Annotated in this window: 23 protein-coding genes and 1 other RNA gene; 6 read left to right on the top strand and 18 right to left on the bottom strand. The window is 58.7% G+C overall.

What is annotated here, in order from left to right; genetic code table 11:
* Window positions 1-46: 46 nt before the first annotated feature.
* Entirely contained in the window at window positions 47-1,366 is a 1,320-nt protein-coding gene (locus V6P94_RS07560; RefSeq protein WP_326398457.1) for an OprD family porin, read from the top strand.
* A 132-nt stretch (window positions 1,367-1,498) separates the two neighbouring features.
* Entirely contained in the window at window positions 1,499-2,977 is a 1,479-nt protein-coding gene (locus V6P94_RS07555; protein ID WP_326398458.1) for a sensor domain-containing diguanylate cyclase, read from the top strand.
* A gap of 79 nt (window positions 2,978-3,056) precedes the next feature.
* On the opposite strand, the gene lpxC is transcribed toward V6P94_RS07555, so the two are convergent.
* From lpxC to rsmI, 18 genes are all read right to left on the bottom strand, one after another.
* A complete protein-coding gene (lpxC, locus tag V6P94_RS07550) occupies window positions 3,057-3,968 on the bottom strand; it encodes a UDP-3-O-acyl-N-acetylglucosamine deacetylase (RefSeq protein WP_019823785.1) in 912 nt (303 codons plus the stop codon).
* Window positions 3,969-4,080: 112 nt separating this feature from the next.
* Window positions 4,081-5,295 carry a cell division protein FtsZ gene (ftsZ, locus tag V6P94_RS07545; protein WP_019823786.1) on the bottom strand — a complete coding sequence of 405 codons (1,215 nt, stop codon included), beginning with the start codon at window positions 5,293-5,295 and terminating at the stop codon, window positions 4,081-4,083.
* A 73-nt stretch (window positions 5,296-5,368) separates the two neighbouring features.
* Window positions 5,369-6,628, bottom strand: coding sequence for a cell division protein FtsA (gene ftsA / locus V6P94_RS07540; RefSeq protein ID WP_326398459.1), 1,260 nt, complete (start codon window positions 6,626-6,628; stop codon window positions 5,369-5,371).
* A gap of 15 nt (window positions 6,629-6,643) precedes the next feature.
* Entirely contained in the window at window positions 6,644-7,510 is an 867-nt protein-coding gene (locus V6P94_RS07535; protein ID WP_019823789.1) for a cell division protein FtsQ/DivIB, read from the bottom strand.
* Window positions 7,511-7,514: 4 nt separating this feature from the next.
* The gene (locus V6P94_RS07530; protein WP_133078925.1) at window positions 7,515-8,471 is read right to left on the bottom strand and encodes a D-alanine--D-alanine ligase; all 957 of its coding nucleotides are present in this window, start codon (window positions 8,469-8,471) and stop codon (window positions 7,515-7,517) included.
* Window positions 8,468-9,928 carry a UDP-N-acetylmuramate--L-alanine ligase gene (gene murC, locus V6P94_RS07525; RefSeq protein WP_326398460.1) on the bottom strand — a complete coding sequence of 487 codons (1,461 nt, stop codon included), beginning with the start codon at window positions 9,926-9,928 and terminating at the stop codon, window positions 8,468-8,470. The genes V6P94_RS07530 and murC overlap by 4 nt, the downstream gene beginning before the upstream one ends.
* Window positions 9,921-10,991: an undecaprenyldiphospho-muramoylpentapeptide beta-N-acetylglucosaminyltransferase gene (gene murG / locus V6P94_RS07520; RefSeq protein ID WP_326398461.1), complete on the bottom strand. Its 1,071-nt coding sequence runs from the start codon at window positions 10,989-10,991 to the stop codon at window positions 9,921-9,923. Before murG ends, murC begins: the two co-directional genes overlap by 8 nt.
* The gene (ftsW, locus tag V6P94_RS07515) at window positions 10,981-12,195 is read right to left on the bottom strand and encodes a putative lipid II flippase FtsW (RefSeq protein WP_405046739.1); all 1,215 of its coding nucleotides are present in this window, start codon (window positions 12,193-12,195) and stop codon (window positions 10,981-10,983) included. The genes murG and ftsW overlap by 11 nt, the downstream gene beginning before the upstream one ends.
* A complete protein-coding gene (murD, locus tag V6P94_RS07510) occupies window positions 12,192-13,538 on the bottom strand; it encodes a UDP-N-acetylmuramoyl-L-alanine--D-glutamate ligase (protein ID WP_326398462.1) in 1,347 nt (448 codons plus the stop codon). The genes ftsW and murD overlap by 4 nt, the downstream gene beginning before the upstream one ends.
* Before the next feature lie 5 nt (window positions 13,539-13,543).
* A complete protein-coding gene (gene mraY / locus V6P94_RS07505) occupies window positions 13,544-14,626 on the bottom strand; it encodes a phospho-N-acetylmuramoyl-pentapeptide-transferase (protein WP_133078920.1) in 1,083 nt (360 codons plus the stop codon).
* Complete coding sequence (gene murF / locus V6P94_RS07500) at window positions 14,626-15,993, bottom strand: UDP-N-acetylmuramoyl-tripeptide--D-alanyl-D-alanine ligase (protein WP_326398463.1); 1,368 nt, start codon at window positions 15,991-15,993, stop codon at window positions 14,626-14,628. The genes mraY and murF overlap by 1 nt, the downstream gene beginning before the upstream one ends.
* Window positions 15,986-17,449, bottom strand: coding sequence for a UDP-N-acetylmuramoyl-L-alanyl-D-glutamate--2,6-diaminopimelate ligase (locus V6P94_RS07495; RefSeq protein WP_133078918.1), 1,464 nt, complete (start codon window positions 17,447-17,449; stop codon window positions 15,986-15,988). Before V6P94_RS07495 ends, murF begins: the two co-directional genes overlap by 8 nt.
* Window positions 17,449-19,197 (bottom strand): penicillin-binding protein 2, encoded by a 1,749-nt coding sequence (locus V6P94_RS07490; protein WP_133078917.1) that lies wholly within the window; start codon window positions 19,195-19,197, stop codon window positions 17,449-17,451. The genes V6P94_RS07495 and V6P94_RS07490 overlap by 1 nt, the downstream gene beginning before the upstream one ends.
* Complete coding sequence (gene ftsL, locus V6P94_RS07485) at window positions 19,194-19,487, bottom strand: cell division protein FtsL (RefSeq protein WP_133078916.1); 294 nt, start codon at window positions 19,485-19,487, stop codon at window positions 19,194-19,196. Before ftsL ends, V6P94_RS07490 begins: the two co-directional genes overlap by 4 nt.
* Window positions 19,484-20,431, bottom strand: coding sequence for a 16S rRNA (cytosine(1402)-N(4))-methyltransferase RsmH (gene rsmH, locus V6P94_RS07480; protein WP_019823810.1), 948 nt, complete (start codon window positions 20,429-20,431; stop codon window positions 19,484-19,486). The genes ftsL and rsmH overlap by 4 nt, the downstream gene beginning before the upstream one ends.
* The gene (mraZ, locus tag V6P94_RS07475) at window positions 20,428-20,883 is read right to left on the bottom strand and encodes a division/cell wall cluster transcriptional repressor MraZ (RefSeq protein ID WP_019408593.1); all 456 of its coding nucleotides are present in this window, start codon (window positions 20,881-20,883) and stop codon (window positions 20,428-20,430) included. The genes rsmH and mraZ overlap by 4 nt, the downstream gene beginning before the upstream one ends.
* Window positions 20,884-21,240: 357 nt before the next feature.
* Window positions 21,241-21,593: RNase P RNA component class A (gene rnpB / locus V6P94_RS07470), an RNA gene on the bottom strand.
* 140 nt (window positions 21,594-21,733) lie between these two features.
* Window positions 21,734-22,615 carry a 16S rRNA (cytidine(1402)-2'-O)-methyltransferase gene (rsmI, locus tag V6P94_RS07465; RefSeq protein ID WP_374105684.1) on the bottom strand — a complete coding sequence of 294 codons (882 nt, stop codon included), beginning with the start codon at window positions 22,613-22,615 and terminating at the stop codon, window positions 21,734-21,736.
* A 208-nt stretch (window positions 22,616-22,823) separates the two neighbouring features.
* Here rsmI and V6P94_RS07460 point away from each other — a divergent pair, with 208 nt between their 5' ends.
* The 4 genes from V6P94_RS07460 (at window position 22,824) to V6P94_RS07445 (ending at window position 26,268) form a co-directional block, all read left to right on the top strand.
* On the top strand, window positions 22,824-24,596 hold the full coding sequence (locus V6P94_RS07460) for a penicillin-binding protein activator (protein WP_326398464.1): 1,773 nt from the start codon (window positions 22,824-22,826) through the stop codon (window positions 24,594-24,596).
* Window positions 24,596-24,961, top strand: coding sequence for a YraN family protein (locus V6P94_RS07455; RefSeq protein WP_326398465.1), 366 nt, complete (start codon window positions 24,596-24,598; stop codon window positions 24,959-24,961). Before V6P94_RS07460 ends, V6P94_RS07455 begins: the two co-directional genes overlap by 1 nt.
* Window positions 24,962-25,096: 135 nt before the next feature.
* On the top strand, window positions 25,097-25,690 hold the full coding sequence (locus V6P94_RS07450) for a phosphoheptose isomerase (protein ID WP_019408589.1): 594 nt from the start codon (window positions 25,097-25,099) through the stop codon (window positions 25,688-25,690).
* Complete coding sequence (locus V6P94_RS07445) at window positions 25,687-26,268, top strand: BON domain-containing protein (RefSeq protein WP_133078914.1); 582 nt, start codon at window positions 25,687-25,689, stop codon at window positions 26,266-26,268. The genes V6P94_RS07450 and V6P94_RS07445 overlap by 4 nt, the downstream gene beginning before the upstream one ends.
* Window positions 26,269-26,279: the final 11 nt, after the last annotated feature.

Here is a 26,279-nt window from a genome sequence, read left to right as displayed (position 1 = left end):
TTGATCAAAATAACAACTGCCGCCACTTTCAAGGAGCAACTCACTGGTGAAGTACTCACTCAAACTCAGTCCGTTATTCATTGCCCTGGCTGCAACGATCCCCCCTTTCGCCCATGCAGGTGACGACGCCGCAAAAGAAGGTTTTATCGAAGGCTCAAGCCTGAAAATCAACACTCGCAACTACTACATGAACCACGATATCCGCAGCCCACATGCTGAAGACAGCAAGGAATGGGGCCAAGGTTTTGTAGGCAAATTTGAGTCGGGCTTCACCCAGGGCACGGTCGGTTTCGGCCTGGATGCCTACGCCCTGCTTGGGCTCAAGCTCGATGGCGGTGGCGGAACGGATGGCAGCAGCATCCTGCCGGTCAGTGATGGCAACGGCAAAGCGCCCACCTCTTTCTCGTCTGCCGGAGCGGCACTGAAAATTCGTGCCTTTGATACCGAGCTCAAGGCAGGCGATCTGTTTTTGACCAACCCGGTGATTGCCGGCGGCGAAACCCGCATGCTGCCCCAGACCTTTCGCGGTGTCAGCCTGACCAACAACAGTATCGATGGCTGGATGTTCGAAGGCGGCCAGGTCAGTTTTGAAAAGCCCTACAACCAGAGCGGCATGCGCCGCCTGACTACCACCTACGGCAACCTTGGCGATCAGAGCAGCAAGCACATCACCTGGGCCGGTACTTCCTGGAGCGGCGTGCCCGGCGTTACCAGCAATTTATATGCGGCGCAGTTGCAGGACATCTGGAACCAGTACTACTACGACCTGGATTACACCTATGCACTGACCGAGAGCATCAGCCTCAATCCCGGCCTGCACTTCTATCACACCCAGGACACCGGCAAGGCGCTGCTGGGTGATATCGACAACAACACCTTCAGCCTGCACTTTGCGGTCGCAGTAGACGGACACAAGGTGACGGCGGTCTACCAGCGGGTCAACGGCAACACACCTTTTGACTATCTCTATCAAGGTGACAGCGTTTACCTCGACAACTCGCAGCAGTACTCGGACTTCAACGGCCCGAACGAGCGCTCCTGGAAGCTGCAATACGAATATGACTTCGCCGGGCTTGGCATTGCCGGGCTGACGGCCAGCGCCTCGTACTCTCGCGGCGAACTGGATTTGACCAAGGCTGACGCCAACAGCATCGGCTACAGCAACTGGTACAACCCCGAAGGCAAGAATGCCCACCACTGGGAGCGTGACCTGGGGCTCAAGTATGTGATTCAGGAAGGCAAGGCCAAGGATCTGGCAGTGAGCCTGCGCTGGGCAACCAACCGCGGCAACACGGCTTACCAGAGCGTCGACAATGATGTCGATGAGTACCGGGTAATCATCGACTATCCTATTGATGTGTTTTAATCCTTGACCATAAGGCCAGCTTTTTAGCTGGCCTTATCTCTGTAAGGCATACCCTTACGGCAGGGCAAAAATCGTATCTGTGAGGGTAAGCCCATTCCATTTTCCCCGCGTTCACACATCATCACCCGACGCATGCTGGTCGGGGCCAGCGCCCTCTCGGTGCTGGCCATCCTCAGCATCGTTGGCTATTTGCTGGTCAGGGAGTACCGCAACACCGAGCAAGACGCTGCACGCGCTGCGCTGAACATTGTGCAACTGATCAGCCGGGATATTCGCAACACGCTCTCGATCTACGACACCTCCCTGAGCAACCTGATCAACTTGATGCAAAGCCAGGCACTGGCCCCTCTTTCGCCACAGACTCAAAAGTCGGTGCTCTTCGACAGGGCTATTGAGGCGCCCTCCAACGCCGGGTTCTTTGTACTCGATGCCGAAGGCAAACTGATTGCCAGCTCTCGCCCTCCGGTGGCCTCGCTGGACGACGCCCGCCAACAGCCCTGGTTCAAGGTCCACCTCACTGCAAAAAATGATGAGCTCTACATCAGCCGCCCCCTGCTTGTCAGCGAGAGCCCCAATGACTGGAACCTGATTTTGAGCCGCAGAATTACAGCCTCCGACGGGCGTTTTGGCGGCGTTGCCGTCGCCCAGATGAAAATAAGCTACTTTCAGAATCTGTTTCGCGGGCTGGACCTTGGACCGACAGGAAACATCAGCCTGATCAGCACGGACGGCATCCTGCTGAGCCAGTCTCCGGCGACAACCAAGTTTTACACTGGCCAGGACCTGAGCCAGTCGCCAACCTTTCTGCGTTTTCTCACCGAACGCTACGGCAGCTTTACTGCCATGTCCGGTGCCTACAACCTGAAACGCCTGTACAACTTCGCGCAGGTCAACGAACTGCCCATGGTGGTCGTGGTTGCCTTGTCGACCGAGCACATTTTCAGTAACTGGCAGCACACGGCCCTGTTGATCGGCAGCGCCACCCTGCTGCTCTGCATGGGCCTGCTATGGCTCACCTGGCTCCTGGTCCGCGAACTGCGCCTGCGCCAACGCGCCGAGCTGGAGCTTGCAACCCTGGCCTCCACCGACCCGCTAACCGGGCTGGCCAATCGGCGCATGCTGGACAAAACACTGGATATGGAATGGCGACGGGCGCAACGCACGGGCGCGCCGTTGTCACTGATCATGATTGATATCGATCATTTCAAAGCCTTCAACGACAGCTATGGTCATCAGGCCGGTGATGAGGCCCTGCGCCAGGTCGCACAGGCAATCAAGGCCCACGTGCGCCGCCCCGCCGATCTGGCTGCCCGCTATGGCGGCGAGGAATTTGCAGTTGTCCTGACCGAGACCGACGCCGCGGGTACTCGCCTGCTGGCTGAAAAGATTCGCAGCGCGGTGGAACACATGGAACCTGCCAACCTGGCAACCCACACGCTCACTGTCAGCCTGGGTGCCTGCACCCGCTACGCAAAACCGGGTGACGCTCAGGACCAACTGATCAGCACTGCCGATAAAGCCCTCTATCAAGCCAAGAAGCGCGGCAGAAACCGGGTCATGGATATCAATGAAACCGGGCTCAATGCTCTGAAGCCTAAAACCACGGAATAACACCGGTACACGACGTAATCGCAACCAAAAAAAAGGCCACCCGAGGGTGGCCTTCAAAAACTAGAGAAAGAAGTTTTACTTAAACTGCCGCAACCGGACGCATGTACGAGATCGGTGCAGTGCTGGCATCTTCAAAGGTCACGACTTCCCACGCATCGGTCTGCTCAAGCAGCTTGCGAATCAGCTGGTTGTTCAGTGCATGGCCAGACTTGAAGCCCTTGAATTCACCGATCAGGCTGTTGCCCAACAGGTAAAGGTCGCCAATGGCGTCGAGGATCTTGTGCTTCACGAATTCGTCTTCATAGCGAAGGCCGTCTTCGTTCAGTACACCATCCGCGTCGACCACGATCGCGTTTTCTACGCTACCGCCGAGTGCGAGGTTGTGCTTGCGCAGGTACTCGATGTCACTCATGAAACCAAAGGTACGTGCGCGGCTGACTTCTTTTACAAACGAAGTACTTGAGAAATCCACGGTTGCACTTTGGGTGCGGTTACGGAAAACCGGGTGATCGAAATCGATCTCGAAGCTCACCTTGAACCCTTCGAAAGGGACGAAAGTGGCGCGCTTGTCGCCATCTTCCACTGTCACTTCACGCAGGATACGGATGAACTTCTTCGGCGCGTCCTGTTCTTCCAGGCCGGCAGATTGAATCAGAAACACGAAAGGCCCGGCGCTACCGTCCATAATCGGGACTTCAGACGCGGAGAGTTCGACGTAGGCGTTATCGATCCCCAGGCCAGCCATGGCCGAGAGCAAGTGCTCTACCGTGTCTACTTTTACATCGCCGTTGACCAACGTGGTCGACATCGTCGTCTCGCCGACGTTTTCCGCGCGCGCAGGGATCTGCACAACAGGGTCAAGGTCTGCACGACAAAACACGATGCCGGTATCCACAGGCGCAGGCTTGAGGGTCAGGTAGACCTTCTCACCGGAGTGCAGGCCGACACCTGTGGCACGGATAATATTTTTCAGGGTGCGTTGTTTAATCATGGCATTGGCCGCTTCAGCGCAAATTGCGAACTGGTATCAACAAAGGCTGGCGATAATAGCAGACCGAGCCTTTGCTGAACACCAATCACCTTAATAGCCCTGATTGATTTCATTAATCAGCCTGTCGACGCAGGAAAGCCGGGATGTCCAGGTAATCCAGATCGTCTTGAGGATTGAGCTTGGCAGCGGTCGTCGCGCCTTGCTGTGCCTGGTTACGCATCACGGTCGGACGGTCCAGGTCACGGTAGTTGACCACCGGCTGTTCCTGACGCTCGGTACGCGCTTCCTGACGAGCAGGTGCGTTGTGTGCCGCAGAAGCTGCGTACGAGGCTTGAACGCTGTTGTCGATGACCTTGACCGGCTTCTCGATTTTTGCGCCCAGACCGGTAGCAACCACGGTCACATGCAGTTCGTCGCGCATGTCCGGATCGATAACGGTACCGACCTTCACCATCGCGTGCTCGGAAGCAAAGGCTTCGATGATGCTACCCACGTCGGAGTACTCACCCAGGGACAGGTCAGGACCGGCGGTGATGTTGACCAGGATGCCGCGAGCGCCTTCCAGGTTTACGTCTTCAAGCAACGGGTTGCGGATAGCCGCTTCGGTCGCTTCACGTGCACGGTTCGGACCGCTGGCGCAGCCAGTGCCCATCATTGCCATGCCCATTTCGCTCATCACGGTACGCACGTCGGCAAAGTCGACGTTGATCATGCCCGGACGCTTGATGATGTCGGAGATACCGCGCACGGCACCGGCCAACACGTCATCGGCCTTGGCGAAAGCCGACAGCAGGCTTGCGTCCTTGCCCAGGATGGTGAGCAGTTTTTCGTTCGGAATCGTGATCAACGAATCGACGCTTTCGGACAGTAGACGAATACCTTCGTCAGCGATCTGCATGCGCTTGCGACCTTCGAACGGGAACGGACGAGTCACCACCGCAACGGTGAGAATGCCCATTTCCTTGGCCACTTCGGCAATGATCGGCGCAGCACCGGTACCGGTACCACCGCCCATGCCCGTGGTGATGAACACCATGTTGGTGCCCTGCAACACTTCAGCGATGCGCTCACGGTCTTCCAGAGCGGCCTGACGACCGACCTCCGGATTCGCGCCGGCACCCAGGCCCTTGGTCACGCCAGTGCCCAGTTGCAGGATGGTACGAGCGCCAATGCTTTTCAGCGCTTGCGCGTCAGTGTTGGCGCAGATGAATTCCACGCCTTCGATGTTGCTCTTAACCATATGGTTAACAGCATTGCCACCGCCACCACCAACACCGATAACCTTGATTACCGGGCTTTGCGGGATGTTGTCTACGAGTTCGAACATGGTCCCTCTCCTTTCAGTTCTCTAGTTTTTTTCGCCTACTTCTACCGCTTTGAATCTTTTTACAGCTCAAGCTTTAAAAGTTGCCCTGCACCCAGCGCTTCAGGCGCTCAAGCACAGGGGCTTTTTGTTCGTCACTGCTGTAGTTGTCGCGGTTGCTGATACCCGATATGGAAATACCGTCTGACTGCTTTTGCAGTCCGTACAGCAACAAGCCCACAGCGGTGGAGTAAATCGGATTGCGCACAACGTCGGTCAAGCCCTTGAAGCTGTGCGGCACGCCCAGGCGAACCGGCATGTGGAAGATCTCTTCGGCCAGTTCGACCGCGCCTTCCATCTTTGAAGTACCACCGGTCAAAACGATGCCTGCAGGGATCAGGTCTTCGTAGCCGCTGCGACGCAGCTCCGCCTGGATCAGGGTGAACAGTTCGTCGTAACGCGGTTCGACCACCTCGGCCAACGCCTGACGCGACAGCTCGCGCGGTGGACGATCGCCTACGCTCGGCACCTTGATGGTTTCGCCGGCGCCAGCCAGCTTGGCCAGTGCACAGGCGTAACGAATCTTGATTTCTTCGGCATATTGGGTCGGCGTACGCAGCGCCATCGCGATGTCGTTGGTCACCTGATCACCCGCAATCGGGATCACTGCCGTGTGGCGAATCGCGCCTTCGGTGAAGATCGCGATGTCGGTAGTACCGCCACCGATATCGACCAGGCAAACGCCCAGTTCTTTTTCGTCATCGGTCAGCACCGAGTAAGCCGACGCCAATTGCTCGAGGATGATGTCGTCCACCTCAAGGCCACAGCGGCGCACGCACTTCTCGATGTTCTGTGCGGCATTCACGGCGCACGTCACTACGTGAACCTTGGCTTCCAGACGTACGCCCGACATGCCCAGTGGCTCACGAACGCCTTCCTGGTTGTCGATCACGTAGTCCTGCGCCAGGGTATGCAGCACGCGCTGGTCAGCCGGGATCGCGACGGCCTGGGCAGCGTCGAGCACGCGCTCAAGGTCGGCCGAGCTGACTTCGCGATCCCGAATCGCCACGATGCCGTGGGAGTTCAGGCTGCGGATGTGGTTGCCGGCAACGCCGACAAACGCCGAGTGAATCCGGCAACCGGCCATCAGCTGCGCTTCTTCGATGGCGCGCTGGATCGATTGCACGGTGGACTCGATGTTCACCACCACGCCTTTCTTCAGGCCCCGGGACGGATGCGTGCCAATACCGACGATTTCGATCGTGCCGTCTTCACCGACCTCGCCCACCAGCGCCACCACCTTGGAGGTGCCGATATCGAGACCGACGATCATTTTTCCGCTTTGCACGTTTGCCATGGGTCCTGCCTCTTCTTAATTCTTCGCGACAGCGGGTTGGGCTATCGTGGGTGCCACAGGTTCCCGCCAGCCGACGGCCAATCCGTTGGCATAACGCAAATCGATGCGCGCTATGTTTGTAATCTGTTCTTTCAGCGTTTTTTCATAGATGGCTATGAAGCGACGCATTTTTTCTACCAGATGATCGCGCCCCAACAGCAACTCGATCCCTGGCCCTGCACTGCCGGCTCCGGTGGTCAGGAACCAGCTACCGCGCTCACGCAATTCCAGCCGGGCAATTGAAAAACCCATCGGACGCAGCATCTGGCTCAACACCTGATACTGCTGCATCACTTGCTGCTGAGCCCGTTGTGGACCAAACAGCTGCGGCAAATGCTCATAGTTGGCCAGCTCACGCGGAGTGAACGCCTGGCCCTGGTTGTTGAGCAGTGCTTCATCACCCCAGCGGGCGACCGGCAGTTGCTCTTCAAGGCGAATCACCACCTGGTCGGGCCATACACGACGAACTTCGGCGTGGGCGATCCAGGGCATTTGCTCAAGCTCGGTGCGCATGCCTGCCAGGTCTACTGTGAAGAAGCTCGCCGCCACATACGGAGCGATACGCTGCTGCACGGCTTGCTGGCTGATATAAGTCAAATCACCCTGCACGTTGACATTGGTGATCGGCCGATCTGCATACGGCATCAAACGCTGTGCACCTTCGTAGGTGCCATAACCCAGCGCCACCAGCAGTACCGGCCAGAACAAGGCTTTCAAAAAGCCAAAATTGGCTTTTGGCAAACGCACCGACATCGGCTCTTTCGCCACCATCCGGCTGGCGCCACGCGGCACCGGCTTGCGGCCGGGAGCAGGTGGTTGATGACGAAGCGATGCACCTTGCATGGACTTAACCCCGCGCCTCTAAGCTTGCCGCCAGAATCGACAGCACCAACTGTTGAAAGTCCAGACCCGCCGCCTTGGCCGCCATCGGCACCAGGCTGTGATCGGTCATGCCCGGCGCGGTGTTGACTTCCAGCAGCCAGAATTGGCCTGCGGTGTCCTGCATCACGTCCAGGCGGCCCCAACCGGCAATACCGATCGCCTCGCAGGCTTTCGCCGTGAGGTCCATGAGCTCTTGTTCCTTGGCACTGTCGAGGCCGCACGGGATTCGATACTGGGTATCGTTGGCCACGTACTTGGCGTCGTAGTCGTAAAAGGTGTGGGGCGTACCCAGGGCAATAGGAGGCAACACCTGGTCACGCAGGGTGGCGATGGTGAACTCAGGACCCGAGATCCATTGTTCAACCAACACTTGCGAGTCGTACTTGCTGGCATCAGCCCAGGCGACGATCAACTCGTCAACATTATTCACCTTGGCCATACCGATACTTGAACCTTCATGTGCCGGTTTGACGATCAAAGGGAAGCTCAGTTCCTTGGCTGCACAAATACAGTCGGCTTCGCTGCTCAACACGGCGTGACGCGGCGTTGGAATACCCAGGCTATGCCACACCTGCTTGGTACGCAGCTTGTCCATGGCCAGGGCCGACGCGAGGATGCCACTGCCGGTGTAGGGGATGCCCAGGCACTCCAGCAGGCCTTGCATGCTGCCGTCTTCACCGCCACGGCCGTGAAGGATGATGAACGCACGGTCGATCTTTTCGTGGGTGATGCGGGTGATGAAGTCATCGCCCACATCGATACCGAAGGCATCCACACCGGCGCTTTGCAGCGCACCCAGTACGGCATTGCCCGATTTCAACGAGACTTCACGCTCAGCGCTTTTGCCGCCGAACAACACCGCCACACGGCCAAAATCGGCAGGGGCAATGGTCGAGAACAGGTTGGCGTAGGCTGCAGTCATTTCAACTTTCCTTCACTGGTAGCAACAACAGCACCGGCGAACAGCGGGCTCTTGATAAGTTGCGGTGCCAGACGGCCGATATCGCCCGCCCCTTGGCACAACAGGATGTCGCCGGCGCGCAGCAGCGGCTTGACGATCGGCGCCAGCTCAACGCCGCGCTCGATGTAGATCGGGTCCAGCTGACCGCGCTGGCGGATGCTGTGGCACAGCTGGCGGCTGTCAGCGCCCGGAATCGGCTCTTCACCGGCCGGGTAGACTTCCATCAACAGCAATACGTTGGCATCGGCCAGCACCTGGACGAAATCGTCGTACAGGTCACGGGTACGGCTGAAACGGTGCGGCTGGTAAACCATCACCAGACGGCGCTCCGGCCAGCCACCGCGTACGGCCTTGATGACCGCTGCGACTTCCGTCGGGTGATGACCGTAATCATCGACCAGCATCACGCTGCCGCCTTCAACAGGCAGCTCGCCGTACACCTGGAAGCGACGACCCACACCCTCAAAACCCGACAAGCCCTGAACGATGGCTTCATCGCTGATGCCTTCATCGCTGGCAATGCAGATGGTTGCCAGGGCATTGAGTACGTTGTGGTTACCCGGCATGTTCACCGACACGTCCAGCGGCTCGCGGTCCGGGCGCAGCACAGTGAAGAACGTCTGCATGCCTTGCTGGCGAACATTGATCGCGCGCACGTCAGCCGCTTCACTGAAGCCGTAGGTGACGGTCGGACGCTTGACCAGCGGCAGGATTTCACGCACCACCGGATCGTCCAGGCACAGCACGGCCAAACCGTAGAACGGCAGGTTGTGCAGGAACTCTACGAAGGTCTTCTTCAGCTTGTTGAAGTCACCTTCATAGGTCGCCATGTGGTCGGCGTCGATGTTGGTGACCACTGCAACCATTGGCTGCAGGTGCAGGAAGCTGGCATCGCTCTCGTCAGCTTCGGCAATCAGGTAACGGCTGGTGCCCAGCTGTGCATTGGTGCCAGCTGCATTCAGGCGACCACCGATCACGAACGTCGGGTCCAGGCCACCGGCCGCGAACACCGAAGCCAGCAGGCTGGTCGTGGTGGTTTTACCGTGTGTACCGGCAACGGCGATGCCGTGGCGATAGCGCATCAGCTCAGCCAGCATCTCGGCCCGAGGCACTACCGGAATACGGCGCTCCAGGGCAGTCGCGACCTCAGGGTTGGAGGTATTAACAGCACTCGACACCACCAGCACATCGGCGTTGGCGGCGTTTTCGGCGCGGTGACCGATAAAGATGTGCGCGCCGAACGACTCAAGACGCTCGGTCACAGGTGATGCATTCAAGTCCGAACCCGACACGTCATAACCCAGGTTCAGCAACACCTCGGCAATGCCGCACATGCCCACACCGCCGATACCGACAAAGTGGATACGACGGATGCGACGCATCTCGGGTTGTGGCATAGCTTTTTGATTCTCAACCATTGGCCACCTCCAGGCAGATATCTACTACGTTGCGGGTCGCATCAGGTTTGGCCAGGCGGCGGGCATTGGCCGCCATGCTGTTCAGTCGTTCCGGTTGCATCAAAACCTCTGTCAGGCGTGCAGCCAGTTCGGCTGCGCCAGTTGTCGCTTGCGGCATCAGGAAGGCTGCGCCCTCGCGTGCCAAAAAGTCGGCATTACGGCTCTGATGGTCGTCAATCGCGTGGGGCAAAGGCACCAGCAGCGAAGGCAGACCGGCCGCAGCCAGTTCACTGACGGTCAGCGCGCCTGCGCGACAAACCACCAAGTCGGCCCAGCCATAGGCATGGGCCATGTCTTTGATAAAAGGCTGCACGTCAGCCTCGACACCGACCGCGGTGTAGCGCTCGGCTGTAATCTGGTCATGCTGTTTGCCTGCCTGATGAAACACGTCAGGCCGAACGTCAGCCGGCACCTTGGCCAAGGCTTCAGGCAACAATTTGTTCAGCGGTTCAGCGCCCAGGCTGCCACCCAGCACCAGCAGGCGCGCCTTTCGCCCTTCCAGTGCGGCCCGTGGCGCAAGGGTGAACAGTTCAGGGCGTACCGGGTTGCCGGTGGTACGCAGTTTGTCGCAGGCCGCGAAGGTTTCAGGGAAGGCTTCGCACACGCGACGGGTCATGGGCACAAGCAGACGATTGGCCGTGCCGGCAACCGCGTTCTGCTCGTGAATGATCACCGGCACACCGCAGATTTTGGCTGCCAGACCGCCAGGTCCGGTCACGTAGCCACCAAAGCCCAGCACACACACCGGCTTGAGCTGGCGAATGATCTTGCGCGCCTGAAACAGCGCATTGAGCAGCACAAAGGGCGCTTTGATCAGCGACAGTTTGCTCTTGCCCCGCAAGCCCGCGACATTGATCAGGTGCAGTTTGAAACCAGCAGGTTCAACCAGTTCGTTCTCGATACCACGGGGAGTACCGAGCCAGTGCACGGTGTAGCCCCGAGCTTCGAACTCGCGGGCGCAGGCCAGCGCCGGGAACACGTGGCCGCCGGTGCCGCCCGCCATGATCAGCACATTAGCGCCCATGGGTCGGCTCCTCATCGAAGTCGCTTTCTTTGAAATCGGTCTCTTCGCTGCCCAGGTGGGTTCGACTCTCCCACTCGATGCGCAGCAACAAGCCCATGCACACACAGCAAATCACCAGCGAGCTGCCGCCATAACTGAGGAATGGCAGGGTCAGGCCCTTGGTGGGCAGCAAACCGACGTTTACCCCGATATTGATCAGGAACTGGCCGATCCACAGGAACGACAAGCCATACGCCATATAGGCCGCGAAATACTGTTTGGCGCGCTCGGCCCACAAGCCGATGTACATGCCGCGAACACAGACGAATACAAACAGGCCCACGGTCAGCAACGAGCCGACTACGCCCAGTTCTTCAGCCAGCACCGAGAACACGAAGTCGGTGTGCGCTTCAGGCAGGTAGAACTGTTTTTGCACGCTGTTACCCAAACCGACGCCAAGCCACTCCCCGCGACCGAACGCGATCAGGGCCTGGGTCAGTTGGTAGCCGGAACCGAACTGGTCGGACCACGGGTCGGTGAACGTGATCAAGCGCGCCATCCGGTAAGGCTGCGCCTGGACCAGAACAAACACCGCACCCACCGCCAGCGCCACCATCAGGGCGAAGCGGAACAGGCCGACACCACCCAGGAACAACATGGCAGCCGCCGCGCCCATCATTACAACGGTGGCACCGAAGTCCGGCTCCATGAGCAGCAGGCCAGCCATAGGCAGTAAAACAATGAAAGGCTTGAAGAAACCCATCCAGCTCTCGCGAACTTCCTTCTGCTGGCGCACCAGGTAGCCCGCGAGGTAGATCACCACGAACACCTTGGCGATTTCGGAAGGCTGCACGTTAAAGAAGCTGAACCCGATCCAGCGCATGGAGCCGTTCACTTCACGCCCGATACCTGGAATCAGCACCATCACCAGCAAGCCAAACGCACCGATCAGCAACAACCAGCCCAGGCGTTGCCAGGTCGCAATCGGCACCATCATGGTCATGATGCACGCGCCCAGACCGAGGACGATATAAAACAGGTGGCGGATCATGTGGTACAGCGTGTTGCCCGACTGCAAGGCGGCAACTTCGGACGATGCCGAAGTAATCATCACCAGCCCAAGGCCCAGCAGTGCCAGGCAACCGGCCAGCAACGGGAAGTCGAGATCGATGCCACGGCCCGTGATCAGCGGTGAAGGATAAGGCTTGAGGATGCCGAAAATCATGCCAGCACCTCCACGGCACGGGCAAACAACTGGCCGCGCTCTTCATAGTTCTTGAACATGTCAAAACTGGCGCAGGCAGGCGACAGCAGTACCGCATCGCCAGGCTGGGCCAGCGCACGGCTTTGCTCGATCGCTTCGTCGAGCGAACTAACCCGCACTTGTGGCACCGAGTCGCCCACCGCCTCTGCGATCAAGTCGGCATCACGACCCATCAGCACGACGGCACGGCAGTATTTGGCGACCGAATCACGCAGGCCGCTGAAGTCGGCACCCTTGCCGTCACCGCCAGCGATCAGGATCAGCTTGCCGTCCATGTCCATGCCCAAGCCATCGATGGCAGCCAGTGCTGCACCGACGTTGGTGGCTTTGGAGTCGTTGTAGTAGCTCACGCCATCGAGCTCGCGGATCCACTGGCAGCGGTGTTCAAGGCCGGTGAAATTGCGCAGGCTTTCCAGCATGGCATCGAACGGCAAGCCCACGGCATGACCCAGTGCCAATGCCGCGAGTGCATTGGCCTGGTTGTGAGCGCCACGCACCTTCAGTTCGCGAACTGGCATCAGGTTCTGAAATTCAAAGGCGAGGTATTTTTCGCCGTTTTCTTCACGCAGGCCAAAAGCCTTGAAATCCGGCGCACTGAGGCCGAAGGTCCAGCACGGCTGACCTTCACTCATCAGTGGGCGCGTCAACGCGTCCTGACGATTGACAACCACTTGCCTGGCACCACGGAAAATCCGGTGCTTGGCCAGGTGATAGGCAGGCAGGCCGCTGTAGCGGTCCATGTGGTCTTCGCTGACGTTGAGCACGGTGGCCACTTCAGCGCCCAGCTGGTTGGTGGTTTCCAGCTGGAAGCTCGACAGCTCCATCACGTACAGCTCGATGTCATCGCTCAGAAGATCCAGGGCCGGCGTGCCGAGGTTGCCACCGACCGCCACGCGCTTGCCGGCTGCCGCAGCCATCTCACCGACCAGCGTGGTCACAGTGCTTTTGGCGTTGGAACCGCTTATTGCAACGATCGGCGCCTTTGCGTTACGCGCGAACAGGTCGATGTCACCCGACAGTTTCACGCCACGGGCCGCCGCTGCCTGCAGGGCCGGGGTCGCCAGTGCCAGGCCGGGGCTCACGTAAAGCTCGTCGGCACGGCACAGGAATTCGACATCCAGTTCGCCACAACGCACTTCCACTTGCGGGTAGTCACGGCGCAGCGTGGCCAGCTCCGGTGGATTTTCCCGCGTGTCAGCTACGGCAAACGACACGCCCCGCTGCGCTAGAAAGCGCACCAGGGACATGCCGCTCTTGCCGAGGCCGACAACGATGCGGAAGTGGTCAGAAGCGATCAGAGACACAGGTTCTACCTCAGCTTCAACGTGGCAAGACCGATCAACACGAGGATCACGGTGATAATCCAGAAGCGGACGATCACGCGAGGCTCGGGCCAGCCCTTGAGTTCAAAGTGGTGATGAATCGGCGCCATGCGGAACACCCGCTTGCCGGTCAACTTGAAGGACGCTACCTGGATCACCACGGACAGGGTTTCCATCACGAACACACCGCCCATGATGAACAGCACGATTTCCTGACGCACGATCACCGCGATGGTGCCCAGGGCCGCGCCCAGCGCCAGTGCGCCGACGTCACCCATGAACACTTGTGCCGGGTAGGTGTTGAACCACAGAAATCCGAGACCGGCGCCAATCAGCGCACCGCAGAATACGATCAACTCACCGGCGCCCGGGACATACGGGATCAGCAGGTAGTCGGCAAATTTCACGTTGCCCGACAGGTAGCAGAAGATACCCAGCGCACCGCCCACCATCACGGTCGGCATGATCGCCAGGCCATCCAGGCCGTCAGTCAGGTTGACCGCGTTGCTGGACCCCACGATCACGAAATAGGTCAGTACAACAAAGCCGATACCCAGCGGGATACTGGCGTCCTTGAGGATAGGCAGGATCAGGGTGGTTTCGACTGCGCTTGGTGCCGTCACGTACAAGAAGATCGCTGCACCCAGACCAAACACCGACTGCCAGAAATACTTCCAGCGGCTCGGAAGGCCCCGGGAGTTTTTCTCGATGACCTTGCGATAGTCATCGACCCAGCCAATGGCGCCGAACAGCAGGGTCACGATCATCACGACCCACACATAACGGTTGCTCAGGTCAGCCCACAGCAGGGTACTGACAGTGATCGCAGACAGAATCAACGCGCCACCCATGGTCGGGGTGCCGGATTTGGACAAATGGGATTGCGGGCCGTCGTTACGGACCGATTGGCCGATCTGACGGTTTTGCAGGGTGCGGATCATCCACGGCCCCAGGCACAGCGACAAGGTCAGCGCGGTCAGCACCCCGAAAATCCCCCGCAGGGACAGGTACTGGAAGACCGCGAAGCCTTTGTAGAACTGTTGCAGATACTCCGCTAGCAGCAGCAGCATTAATGTTTCTCCCCGCTGGAACCGCACAAAGCCGCAACGACGTTTTCCATCGCAGCGCTGCGCGAGCCCTTGATCAAAATAGTGGTGTTTGTTTCGTGCTCAGCGCGAAGCGCCTTGATCAGGTCAGCCTGATTGGCGAAGTGACGAGCCTGGTGTCCAAATGCTGTGACGGCATGAGCCATCATGGGTCCCACCGCATAGAGCGCTGAAACTTTGTCGGCGGCATAAGCGCCTACTTCACGATGTCCTTGCTCCGCCCACTCACCCAGTTCGCCAATATCTCCGAGCACCAGGACGGTGCGACCGGAAAAGGCGGCGAGTATATCAACGGCAGCGCACATTGAGGTGGGGTTTGCGTTGTAAGTGTCATCAATAATTCGCAGGCCATCAGCGGTCAGTTGCGCAACCGCGCGACCTTTGACCGGCAACACGGCTTCAAGGCCGGTTTTGATGCCAAACAACGAGACACCCAGGGCATGGGCAGCCGCTGCGGCCGCCAATGCGTTGGCCACGTTATGGTTGCCCAGCAGGTTGAGTTGAACCGGTTCGACACCCAGCGGACTGTGCAACTTGAAGCCCGGGCACCCCCGTGGGTCACGGGTCAGATCGCTGGCATGGAAGTCGGCCTGGGGGTTTTCCAGGGCAAAGCTCAGCACTTTGCGCCCCGCTGCACGGTTCTTCCAGATGGCGAATGCCTTGTCATCCAGGTTCAGAACAGCGATGCCGTCAGCATCCAGGCCTTCAATGATCTCGCCCTTGGCTTCAACGATTTTTTCCGGACCGCCAAACTCGCCCACATGGGCTGTGCCGGCATTGTTGAGCACGGCGACATGAGGTTTGGTCAAGGCCACGCTGTAGGCGATTTCGCCAACACGCGAAGCGCCCAGCTCAATGACTGCAGCCGTATGTTCGGTGCTCAGTTCAAGCAGCGTCAGCGGCACGCCCAGATCGTTGTTCAGGTTACCTTTGGTCGCCAGTACCGGACCACGGGTACGCAGAATGCAGGCGAGCATTTCCTTAACGGTGGTCTTGCCACTGGAGCCGGTAATGGCCGCAACCGGTTTGTCAAAGCCGGCACGATTGAGCGCGCCCAACTGACCCAGCGCTTCTCGCGTGTCTTTGACCACCAACTGAGGCAGTGCCGACTCAGGCACTTCGCGCTCGACCAGGGCGGCAACGGCGCCCTTGGCAGCCACTTCATTTAAATAATCGTGACCATCAAAGCGTGGACCGGTCAGGGCAATAAATAGCTGCCCCTTGGTAATTGCACGACTGTCGATGCTGACGCCATTGAAGCGGCAGTCCGCTTCAACCAGTCGCCCCTGCAGGGCAGCAGCCACTTCACTCAGCAACAGAGGCTTAAGCATGGGCAGCCTCCCAGGTATTCAGGGCTTTTTCGGCTTCTACCAGGTCAGAAAAATCATGGCGTTCGCCGTTGATTTCCTGATAGTCCTCATGGCCTTTACCGGCCAGCACGATCACGTCTTCGGCGCTGGCAGCGGCGATCAATTGAGCAATGGCATCACCGCGACCAGCGACAAAGGTGACGCTTTGTGGCGCGGTAAAACCAACACGAATGTCATCAAAGATCTGCGCGGGCGCTTCTGAGCGCGGGTTGTCGTCTGTGACCAACACACCGTCAGCCAGACGCTCAACCACTTGCGCCATCAATGGACGCTTGCCGCGATCGCGATCGCCGCCGCAGCCGAACAGGCACAGCAATTTGCCTTTGGCGTGTGGGCGCAGAGCCAGCAATACTTTTTCCAGAGCATCCGGGGTATGGGCGTAGTCGACCACCACCAGCGGTTTGGTACCGCCGCCCAGGCGCTGCATGCGCCCGACCGGACCTTCAAGTTTCGGCAGCACGGCCAGAATTTCATCCAGCGCGTAATCCAGACCCAGCAAGGCACCTACAGCGGCCAGTACGTTGCTCAGGTTGAAGCGCCCGAGCAAGGAACTGCGCAGAAGGTGCTCGCCTTGAGCCGTGACCACGGTGGCACGAACGCCGTCGTCATCGAAGGTCGCATCGCGGCAATACAGCGTGGCACTGCTGTCTTCAAGGCTATACGTGATCAGGCGCGAACCGTGCTTTTCAGCGGCCAGCTGGCGACCGAACTCATCATCCAGGTTCAGTACGCGGCAACGCAGGTCCGACCAGGCAAACAGCTTGGCCTTGGCAGCGGCATAAGCCTCCATCGTGCCGTGGTAATCCAGGTGATCACGGGACAGGTTGGTCAGCACGGCAACGTCGAACGCCAATGCGCTGACACGCCCCTGATCCAGGCCATGGGAGGAAACTTCCATCGCGACAGCCTTGGCACCGGCCTTTTTCAGGTCGGCCAACATGGCCTGTACGGCAATAGGGTCTGGCGTGGTGTGGCGACCGCTTTGCAGCGCGCCATAAAAGCCCGTGCCCAGCGTACCGACGATGCCGCAGTGCTGGCCCAGCAGGTCCAGTGCTTGCGCGACCAACTGGGTGACGCTGGTTTTACCGTTGGTGCCGGTCACGCCAACCAGATTGAGGTGACGGCTCGGCTCACCATAAAAGCGCCCGGCGATATCAGATAGCTGAGCCGCCAGACCTTTGACCGGAATCAGTGGAACCGAAGTGATTGGCAGTACATCTGCCCCCTCTACTTCATAGGCAACGGCAGCTGCGCCGCGCTTCAACGCGTCAGCGATATGTTCACGACCATCGAGCTTGCCGCCGGGTACCGCAAGGAACAGATCACCTGCGCGCACATTGCGACTGTCGAGAGTCAATTCACGAATCAGCAGATCGTGGCCGGCGTGAGGAAAAATCTTGTTCAGGCTCAGGGACATTAGCCGCGCCCTCCTTTGGCTGCTGCCGCAGCAGCGGCTGCTTGTTGCTCCGCTGCCGTCGGCAGGTTATCCGGGGTCACGTTCATCAGACGCAGCGTGCCGGACATGACTTTGCTGAATACCGGAGCGGAAACCAGACCACCGAAGTAGCCCGCCTTGCTCGGTTCATCAATCACTACAACGATCGCGTAACGCGGGTCGCTCATGGGGCCGAAGCCGGCGAACAGGGAACGATAAGAGTTCACTGCGTAGCCTTTGACGCCGCCGGAAGATGTTTTACGCGCTGTACCCGACTTGCCGCCAACGTGATACGCCGGCACCTTGGCACGCCATACACCGCGAGGGTTTTCGATCACTTCCTGGAGCATGCCCTGCACCGTTTTGGCGACTTGTTCGGGCATGACTTGAGTCGCATCTACAGGCTTGTCCTTGTCAGTCTTGAGCAGGGTCAGCGGGGCAAGCTTGCCGTTGTTGGCCAGTGCCGAAAACGCGTGAACAAGCTGGATAGCGGTGACGGACACGCCGTAGCCGTAAGACAGGGTCGCGGTTTCAGCCTTGCGCCACTCGCGGTAGTTGGGCAGGTTGCCGACACGCTCACCCGGGAAACCCAGGCCGGTGTCTTGCCCCAGGCCCATCTTGGCCATCTGGCGGAAGATCGCTTCACCACCGATATCGAAGGCAACCTTGCTCATGCCCACGTTACTGGAGTTGATCAGGATGCCGGTCAGGTCGAGGACCGGACCTTCGGAACGGGATACGTCACGAATGGTGTACTTGCCCAACTGCAGGGTGCCCGGATAAACCTCTACCTTGTCGGTAGGCTTCCAGCGCCCGGTTTCCAGCGCAGCACTCATGGAGATCGGCTTGACCGTCGAGCCCGGTTCGAACACGTCGATCATGGCGCGGTTACGCATCATCGCCGGTTGCAGGTTGCGACGGTTGTTGGGGTTGTAGGTGGGCTGGTTGACCATGGCCAGAATCTCGCCGGTCTTCACATCCATGATCACCAGGCTGCCAGCCTTGGCACCGTTCTCGACCAGCGCATTGCGTAGTTCGCGGTTGGCCAGATACTGCAGGCGCAGGTCAATCGACAACGCCAAGGTCTTACCTGCCTTGGCGTTTTTAGTCACTTGCACGTCTTTGATCAGACGCCCGCGCCTGTCCTTGATCACTTGCCGCTTGCCCGGAACCCCGGCCAGCCACTCGTCATAGGCCAGTTCGACGCCTTCACGACCTTTATCGTCGATATCGGTAAAGCCGACCATGTGCGCCGTCACTTCACCGGCAGGGTAAAAGCGGCGGAACTCTTCAATGCCATAAACACCCGGCACCTTGAGGTCGAGCACAACCTGGCCCTGCTCTGGGGTCAGGCCCCGAACCAGATAGATAAATTCTTTATTGGCTTGCTGCTCCAGGCGGGCCGTCAGCACTTTGGGGTCTTGCCCAAGCGCGTGCGCCAAGGCTGGCCAACGGTCTTTGGCAACCTGCATTTCCTTGGCGTTGGCCCACAGGGTCGTCACCGGCGTACTCACGGCCAGCGGCTCACCATTGCGGTCGGTAATCAGGCCACGGTGTGCAGGAATCGGGATATGCCGCAGGCTGCGTGCATCGCCCTGCCCCTTGAGGAAGTCATGGTCGATCACTTGCAGGTACACGATCTGGCACGCGATCGCGCCTACCAGCAGTGCCAGCAATGCCAGCACCACACGAAAACGCCACGGGTAGAGCGCGCCTTCGAGTTTGATCATGGCGCCACCATTCGAACTTCTGCTGCGCCTGGAATGCGCATTTTCAGTTGTTCGCTGGCCAATGACTCGATACGGCTATGGGCGGTCCAGGTGCTTTGTTCGAGAATCAAACGCCCCCATTCTGCCTGCGCCTTGTCCCGCACACTCAGCTCCCCGTACAGGGTGTTGAGCAACTGACGGTTCCAGTGGGCACTGTAAGAAACGCCCACAGCCGAAACCAGCACGCCAAGAAATAGCAGCAACATGAAAAAACTTCCGCCGGGAAGTGGTTTGGCGAAGAGCTTGTTCAACGAAGCTTCTCCGCGACGCGCATTACAGCGCTGCGCGAACGTGGATTAGCTTTGAGTTCGGCATCGGACGCGGTCTGGGCCTTGCCGTGAATTTTGATTTTCGGAACAAAAGCGACGTGCTGAACGGGCAAGCCGCGCGGCAGGTTGTCAGGCTCGCCCTTGACCAGTTTGCGCATGAACAATTTGACGATACGGTCTTCCAGGGAGTGAAAGCTGATCACCACCAGACGGCCGCCGATTGCCAGGGACTCCAATGCAGCCTCAAGGCCAGCCTCAAGGTCACCCAGTTCGTTGTTCACGTGAATACGCAAACCCTGGAAGGTACGGGTTGCAGGGTGCTTGCCCTTTTCCCAGGCCGGATTGGCCACTTTCAAGACTTCAGCCAGATCACCGGTGCGCTCAAACGGCTTGATGTCTCGACGCTCTACCACCGCGCGAGCCATACGACCGGAAAAGCGCTCTTCGCCATATTCCTTGAATACGCGGGCAATTTCTTCCTGGGATGCCGTGTTGACGAACTCGGCAGCGCTGATGCCGCGGTCCGGGTCCATACGCATGTCCAGCGGGCCGTCATTCATGAAGCTGAAACCGCGCTCCGGATCATCAAGCTGAGGCGAAGACACGCCCAGGTCGAGCAGTACACCGTCGACCTTGCCGGCCAGACCACGATCGGCAATTTCGGATCCCATTTCAGCAAAACTACGCTGCACAATAACAAAGCGGCCGTCTTCGGCCGCTAGCGCTTGCCCTGTGGCAATCGCCTGTGGATCTTTATCGAACCCGAGCAATTGCCCCTCGGGGCCCAGCTTCTGGAGTATCAGGCGGCTATGTCCGCCGCGACCGAAGGTGCCATCCAGATAGCATCCATCAGGACGTACGGCGAGAGCCTCTACGGCTTCGTCAAGCAGTACGGTGATGTGGTTGAAGCCGCTATCTATAGTCACAGGATTAAATCACGCAGTTCGTCAGGCATCGCGCCCGGTTGTTGAATGGCTGCAAGGTCAGCGGCAGAAACAGCTTCCCAAGCATCCTCGTCCCACAGTTGAAACTTGTTTAGCTGGCCTACCAACATCGCGCGCTTATCCAACTTGGCATATTCACGCAAACGTGGCGGCACCAGAAAACGACCACTGCCATCGAGCTCAAGATCGACGGCGTTACCAATCAACAGACGTTGCAAACGGCGGTTTTCTTCACGCAACGAAGGCAGCGCCCGAAGCTTGGTTTCAATCAATTCCCACTCATCCAGCGGGTACACACATAAGCAGGGATCTACCGCATCAATGGTCACGATCAGCTGCCCGGAACTTCGCGAAATCAGCTCGTCACGGTACCGGCTCGGCATTGCGAGACGGCCCTTTGCATCGAGACTGATTGCGTTGGCTCCGCGAAACACTGATCGCATCTCCAAATATTAGCGTTTTACGTCTAGAAAACCCACTTTATGCCACTTTCCACCACTTATGCACACTATAGGAATGCGCCCACCACACCGTCAAGGAGCGGCCCACAGGAAAAGCCTTACATAACTGAGATTTAGGAGGGTAAATAGACGTAGAACAGTAAGCGGAGAGGTATTTTGACTAGCGACGCGCTGCAAATTCAAAGCCCTGGACTTCAAACTTAAAGTAGTTTGTTAAGAGCAAGAACTTTTCTGCATTACGTCGGAAAATTGTCTTACGAAAAATAGCGGGGGATAAACCGATTGCGAGTGTAGCAATCTGCTTGCAGGGCAAGCAGAAGAGAAAAAAAGGTGGAGAGTCGATCTGTAAGCCGGGTTCTGTCGTGAACAGTCATTCGTCTACGATGGCCATCACTGGACATCTTTAGCAACCTACCCGGTCCCAGCGCGGGCCACGCCTTGGGACCCTATTTGGTCTTGCTCCAAGTGGGGTTTACCTAGCCACGAACTGTTGCCAGTCGTGCGGTGCGCTCTTACCGCACCTTTTCACCCTTACCGGCGCCGAAGCGCTTAGGCGGTTATTTTCTGTGGCACTTTCCGTAGGCTCACGCCTCCCAGGCATTACCTGGCACTTCGCCCTATGGAGCCCGGACTTTCCTCCCCCCCTAATTCTCATAGAGGGCAGCGACTGTCCAATCGACTCTCCGGCGCGAAGATTAACTGTACAGAGCGTATAGAACAAGCGTTAAACGCCGCAAGGCAGGTTGAATTGCCTGAGTTGCGGCCTTTAGTCACGGGGCAATACATACAAAGACATCAAAACGCCATCATTCGATATCAATTGTTACTCCGCCTTCTGCTTTTCAAGTGCAACTTGGTACAAGACGTTTTTGCGTTCACCGGTTATTTCAGCGGCAAGTGCAGCCGCACGCTTGAGTGGCATTTCTTTAAGCAGCAAGTCGAGAATACGCATCGCCTCGCTACTGACCACTTCATCTGTTTCTGGCGCAGTCCAGCCGGCAACCAGAACTACGCACTCGCCGCGCTGCTGATTAGTGTCGCCTTCAACAAATGCACGCAACTCGGACAGGGGCAAACCCTTGAGTGTTTCGAACGTTTTAGTCAACTCGCGCGCCAGCAATGCCGGGCGCTCTGGCCCGAATACCAGCTCAAGATCTTGCAGGCACTCAAGAATGCGGTGCGGCGCTTCGTAAAAGATCAGCGTGCGAGGTTCTTCCTTCAGCAACTCCAGACGCGAACGACGTCCAACAGCCTTGGCAGGCAGGAACCCTTCGAAAATAAAGCGATCAGAAGGCAGCCCTGCCGCAGACAGGGCCGCGATCAAGGCGCAGGCACCCGGTACAGGCACAACCTTGACCCCCGCCGCTCGCGCCTGACGCACCAGGTGATAGCCCGGGTCGGAGATCAGCGGCGTACCCGCATCAGAAATCAGTGCAACATCTTCACCGGCCAGCAAACGCTGGATAAAGCGGCTGCCCTCATCACGTTCGTTGTGCTCGTGACAGGCGCCCAGCGGCGTTGAAATACCAAAATGCTGCAGCAGGCGCAGGGAGTGGCGCGTGTCTTCGGCCGCAATCAGTGACACGTCACGCAATACCTTGAGCGCACGCGCACTGATGTCGTCCAGGTTACCGATGGGCGTGGCCACCACATAAAGTGAGCCAAGAACGGAATTCAAATCACCTGGAGCAGTCAAAACGCACACCTCATAAGAGTTAAAGGCGCCATTGTAGCGCGTAGAGCCCTCTTGAACGCACCCACCCTGCAGGCCGCAGAACGCCATGCAGGCAAACTTTCACCTGCACAACGTACAGATCACATCTAAATTCAGGCTTTATTGCCTCTAACATCGCGCCCCGGCCAGTGCTTGGGTACACTTCCCCACTCATTTGATCGAGTATCAGGAACACTACATGATCGCTTGCCTGCGGCTGTTCACTGCCCTCTGCCTCGCTGCCCTGTTGGCGGCTTGCGCCAGCTCGCCCTCGTCCAGCCTTGGCGAACTTCCACGGACCCCGGACGCCAGTCTCGAGCAGTTGCTCCAGCAGGCATCCGAAACCACCAATCCGGAAAAGGCCGCCCTGTTGCGCCTTTCGGCAGCCGACCTCGCCCAGCGCCAGCAGAATACTGCGCGTGCAGCACAAATTTTGGCTCTGGTGCCAATGGATCAACTCAAGCCTGCCCAGCAAGTGTTTGCCAGCACGCTGGCAGCCGAGCTGGCGATGAGCCGCAATGACCACAAGTCCGCGCTGGCCGCCTTGAACCACCCAAGCCTGTCGATCCTGGGCCAGCTGCCAGCCGACCTGCAGGTGCGCACGCATACCGTCCATGCCCTTGCCCTCGAAGCTGACGGCCAAACGCTAGCGGCCGCACGCGAACGTACAGCAATGAGCCCGAACCTGACCGGCGACGCTGCCAATAGCAACAATGAAGCTATTTGGGCACTAGTGGCCGCCTTGCCGGTCGATCAGTTGCACGCGCAAAACAACGACGTGCTGGGCGGCTGGATGTCCCTGGCCCTGGCCGTCAAGAGCGCGGGCACCCTGCAGGATCAGCAGAACGCCATTGATCAGTGGCGCGCGCAGAACCCAGCTCACCCTGCCGCCATCCAGTTGCCAGCACCCCTGATCAAGCTCAAGGAACTGGCCAGCCAACCCCTGACCAAAATTGCCTTGCTACTGCCGCAGGACGGCCAGTTGGCCTCCGTGAGCAAAGCACTGCGCGACGGCTTTATGGCTGCGCACTATCAGGCCCAGCAAGCAGGGCAAAACCCGCCAAGCATTCAGTTCTACAACAGCTCGCGCCTGACGTCCCTGGACGAGTTCTATCGCCAGGCACAAGCCGACGGCGTGCAACTGGTCGTTGGACCACTGGAAAAAAACCTGGTCAAACAACTCAGTGCTCGCCCGCAATTACCGATCACGACGCTGGCCCTGAACTATAACGAGGGCGCTCAAGGCCCGGCGCAACTGTTCCAGTTTGGTCTGGCAGCGGAAGATGAAGCCCGCGAAGTGGCACGACGCGCACGCGCCGACGGCCTGACCCGTGCTGGCGCCATGGTGCCAGTCGGCGAATGGGGCGACCGGGTGCTCAAGGCATTCCGCCAGGAGTGGGAAGCACACGGCGGCACCATTGTCGGCACGGAACACATCGACAAGCCCGTAGCACTGGCCCAGCAAGTCGCAGACCTGGTGCAATTGCGCAAAGGCGGCGGTTCTGCACAACCGACGCGCCGCCAGGACATGGAGTTCATCTTCCTGGCCGCGACCCCTCAGCAGGCACAGCAGATCAAACCGACCCTGAACTACCAGTACGCCGGCGACCTCCCGGTTTACGCGACCTCCCATGTATTCAGCGCCAGTGGCGACCAGAACCAGTACAACGACATGAACGGCATCCGTTTTTGTGAAACACCCTGGTTGCTCGATACAACCAACCCGCTGCGCCAACAAGTCACCGCACAATGGCCACAAGCGGGTGGCAGCCTGGGGCGCCTGTACGCGATGGGCATCGACGCCTATCGCCTGGCACCGAGCCTGGGTCAGTTGAAAGCACTGCCCGACACCCGGATTGACGGCTTGTCCGGCAGCCTGAGCATGAGCCCGGCACAGCGTGTCGAGCGTCAGCTGCCGTGGGCCGAGTTCGTCAATGGCCAGCCTCAACGCCTGCCTGCTACCCCAAACTGATGCCCGAGCGCTCAAGCCAAGACATTGGCAAGGATGCCGAGCGCATGGCGCTACGGCATCTTGAGCAACAGGGTTTGCGCCTGCTGGCGCAAAACTGGTCATGCAAGCGCGGCGAGCTGGATCTGGTCATGCTTGACGGCGATACAGTAGTATTCGTCGAAGTTCGTTACCGACAACACGCGCAATGGGGTGGCGCACTGGCCAGCATTGACGCACGCAAGCGTCAAAAGCTGATACTTGCCGCCCAGCATTGTTTGCAGCGCCAGGCACGCTGGGCCGATCACCCGTGCCGGTTTGACGTGGTGACAATGGACAGCGCAACACCCCAATTGAACTGGCTACGGAATGCCTTTGACAGCCAATAACGCTGCCAGACCGATTCCAGCACCCTTTTTTAAACGATTTTGCTTTGCTTTGCTGGCTGCACATTCTTGTGCCGGGAAGTCACTCAGGAACACCTGGATCACGCCCGACCAGCCGCCCTACTTAAGGTCACATAGATGGACATGCAATCCCGTATTCGCCAGCTTTTCCAAGCCAGCATCGACACCAAGCAGCAGGCGATGGAAGTGCTTGCCCCTCACATCGAGCAAGCCAGCCAGGTCATGGTCAATGCCCTGCTCAATGAGGGCAAAATGCTTTCGTGCGGCAATGGCGGGTCGGCAGGTGACGCCCAGCACTTTTCGTCCGAACTGCTCAACCGCTTCGAGCGAGAGCGCCCGAGCCTACCGGCCATTGCACTGACCACCGACTCGTCGACGATCACCTCGATCGCCAACGATTACAGCTTCAACGAGATTTTCTCCAAGCAGATCCGCGCACTCGGCCAACCTGGCGATGTGCTGCTGGCCATTTCCACCAGCGGCAACTCGGCCAATATCATCCAGGCCATTCAAGCCGCCCATGATCGCGAGATGATCGTCGTCGCAATGACTGGCCGTGATGGCGGCGGCATGGCCTCACTGCTGCTGCCCGAGGACGTGGAAATTCGCGTACCTTCCAATGTCACAGCACGAATTCAAGAAGTCCACCTGCTGGCGATCCACTGCTTGTGCGATCTGATCGACAGCCAACTGTTCGGGAGTGAAGAATGACTTTTAATCGCCTTGGCCTGATAGCCCTGACCCTGTGTCTTGGTCTGACTGCCGGTTGCAGTTCGGTACTGACCGCCACCCGCGACAAGCCCATTGAGGATGATCGCGGCACCCGCACCTTTGGCAGCAAAATCGATGACTCCCTGATTGAAACCAAAGTCGCCGTGAACGTGGCCAAGGCCAACCCGGACCTGGATACCGGCTCGCATATCGTTGTCACCAGCTACAACGGCATCGTGCTGCTGGCCGGCCAGACCCCGCGCGCAGACCTCAAGGCCCAGGCCGAACAAGCTGCCGCCGCCGTTCAACGCGTGAAGAAGGTCAACAACGAACTGCAAGTCATGGCACCGTCATCGATCCTTGCGCGCAACAACGACGCCTGGCTGACCACCAAGATCAAGACCCAGATGCTGACCGACAACGCGATTCCTGGCTCACGGATCAAAATCGTCACGGAAAACGGCATCGTCTACATGCTCGGCCTCGTGACCAAGCAGGAAGCCGCCCGCGCCACCAGCCTGGTGCAAGGGGTTTCCGGGGTGCAGAAAATCGTCAAACTGTTCGAGTACATCGACTGACAGCTCCCAAC

It is taken from the genome of Pseudomonas sp. ML2-2023-3, from assembly GCF_037055275.1.
GTDB lineage: Bacteria > Pseudomonadota > Gammaproteobacteria > Pseudomonadales > Pseudomonadaceae > Aquipseudomonas.
Note: the sequence above shows the minus strand (reverse complement) of the source record. Positions and strands in the feature narration are given on the sequence as shown.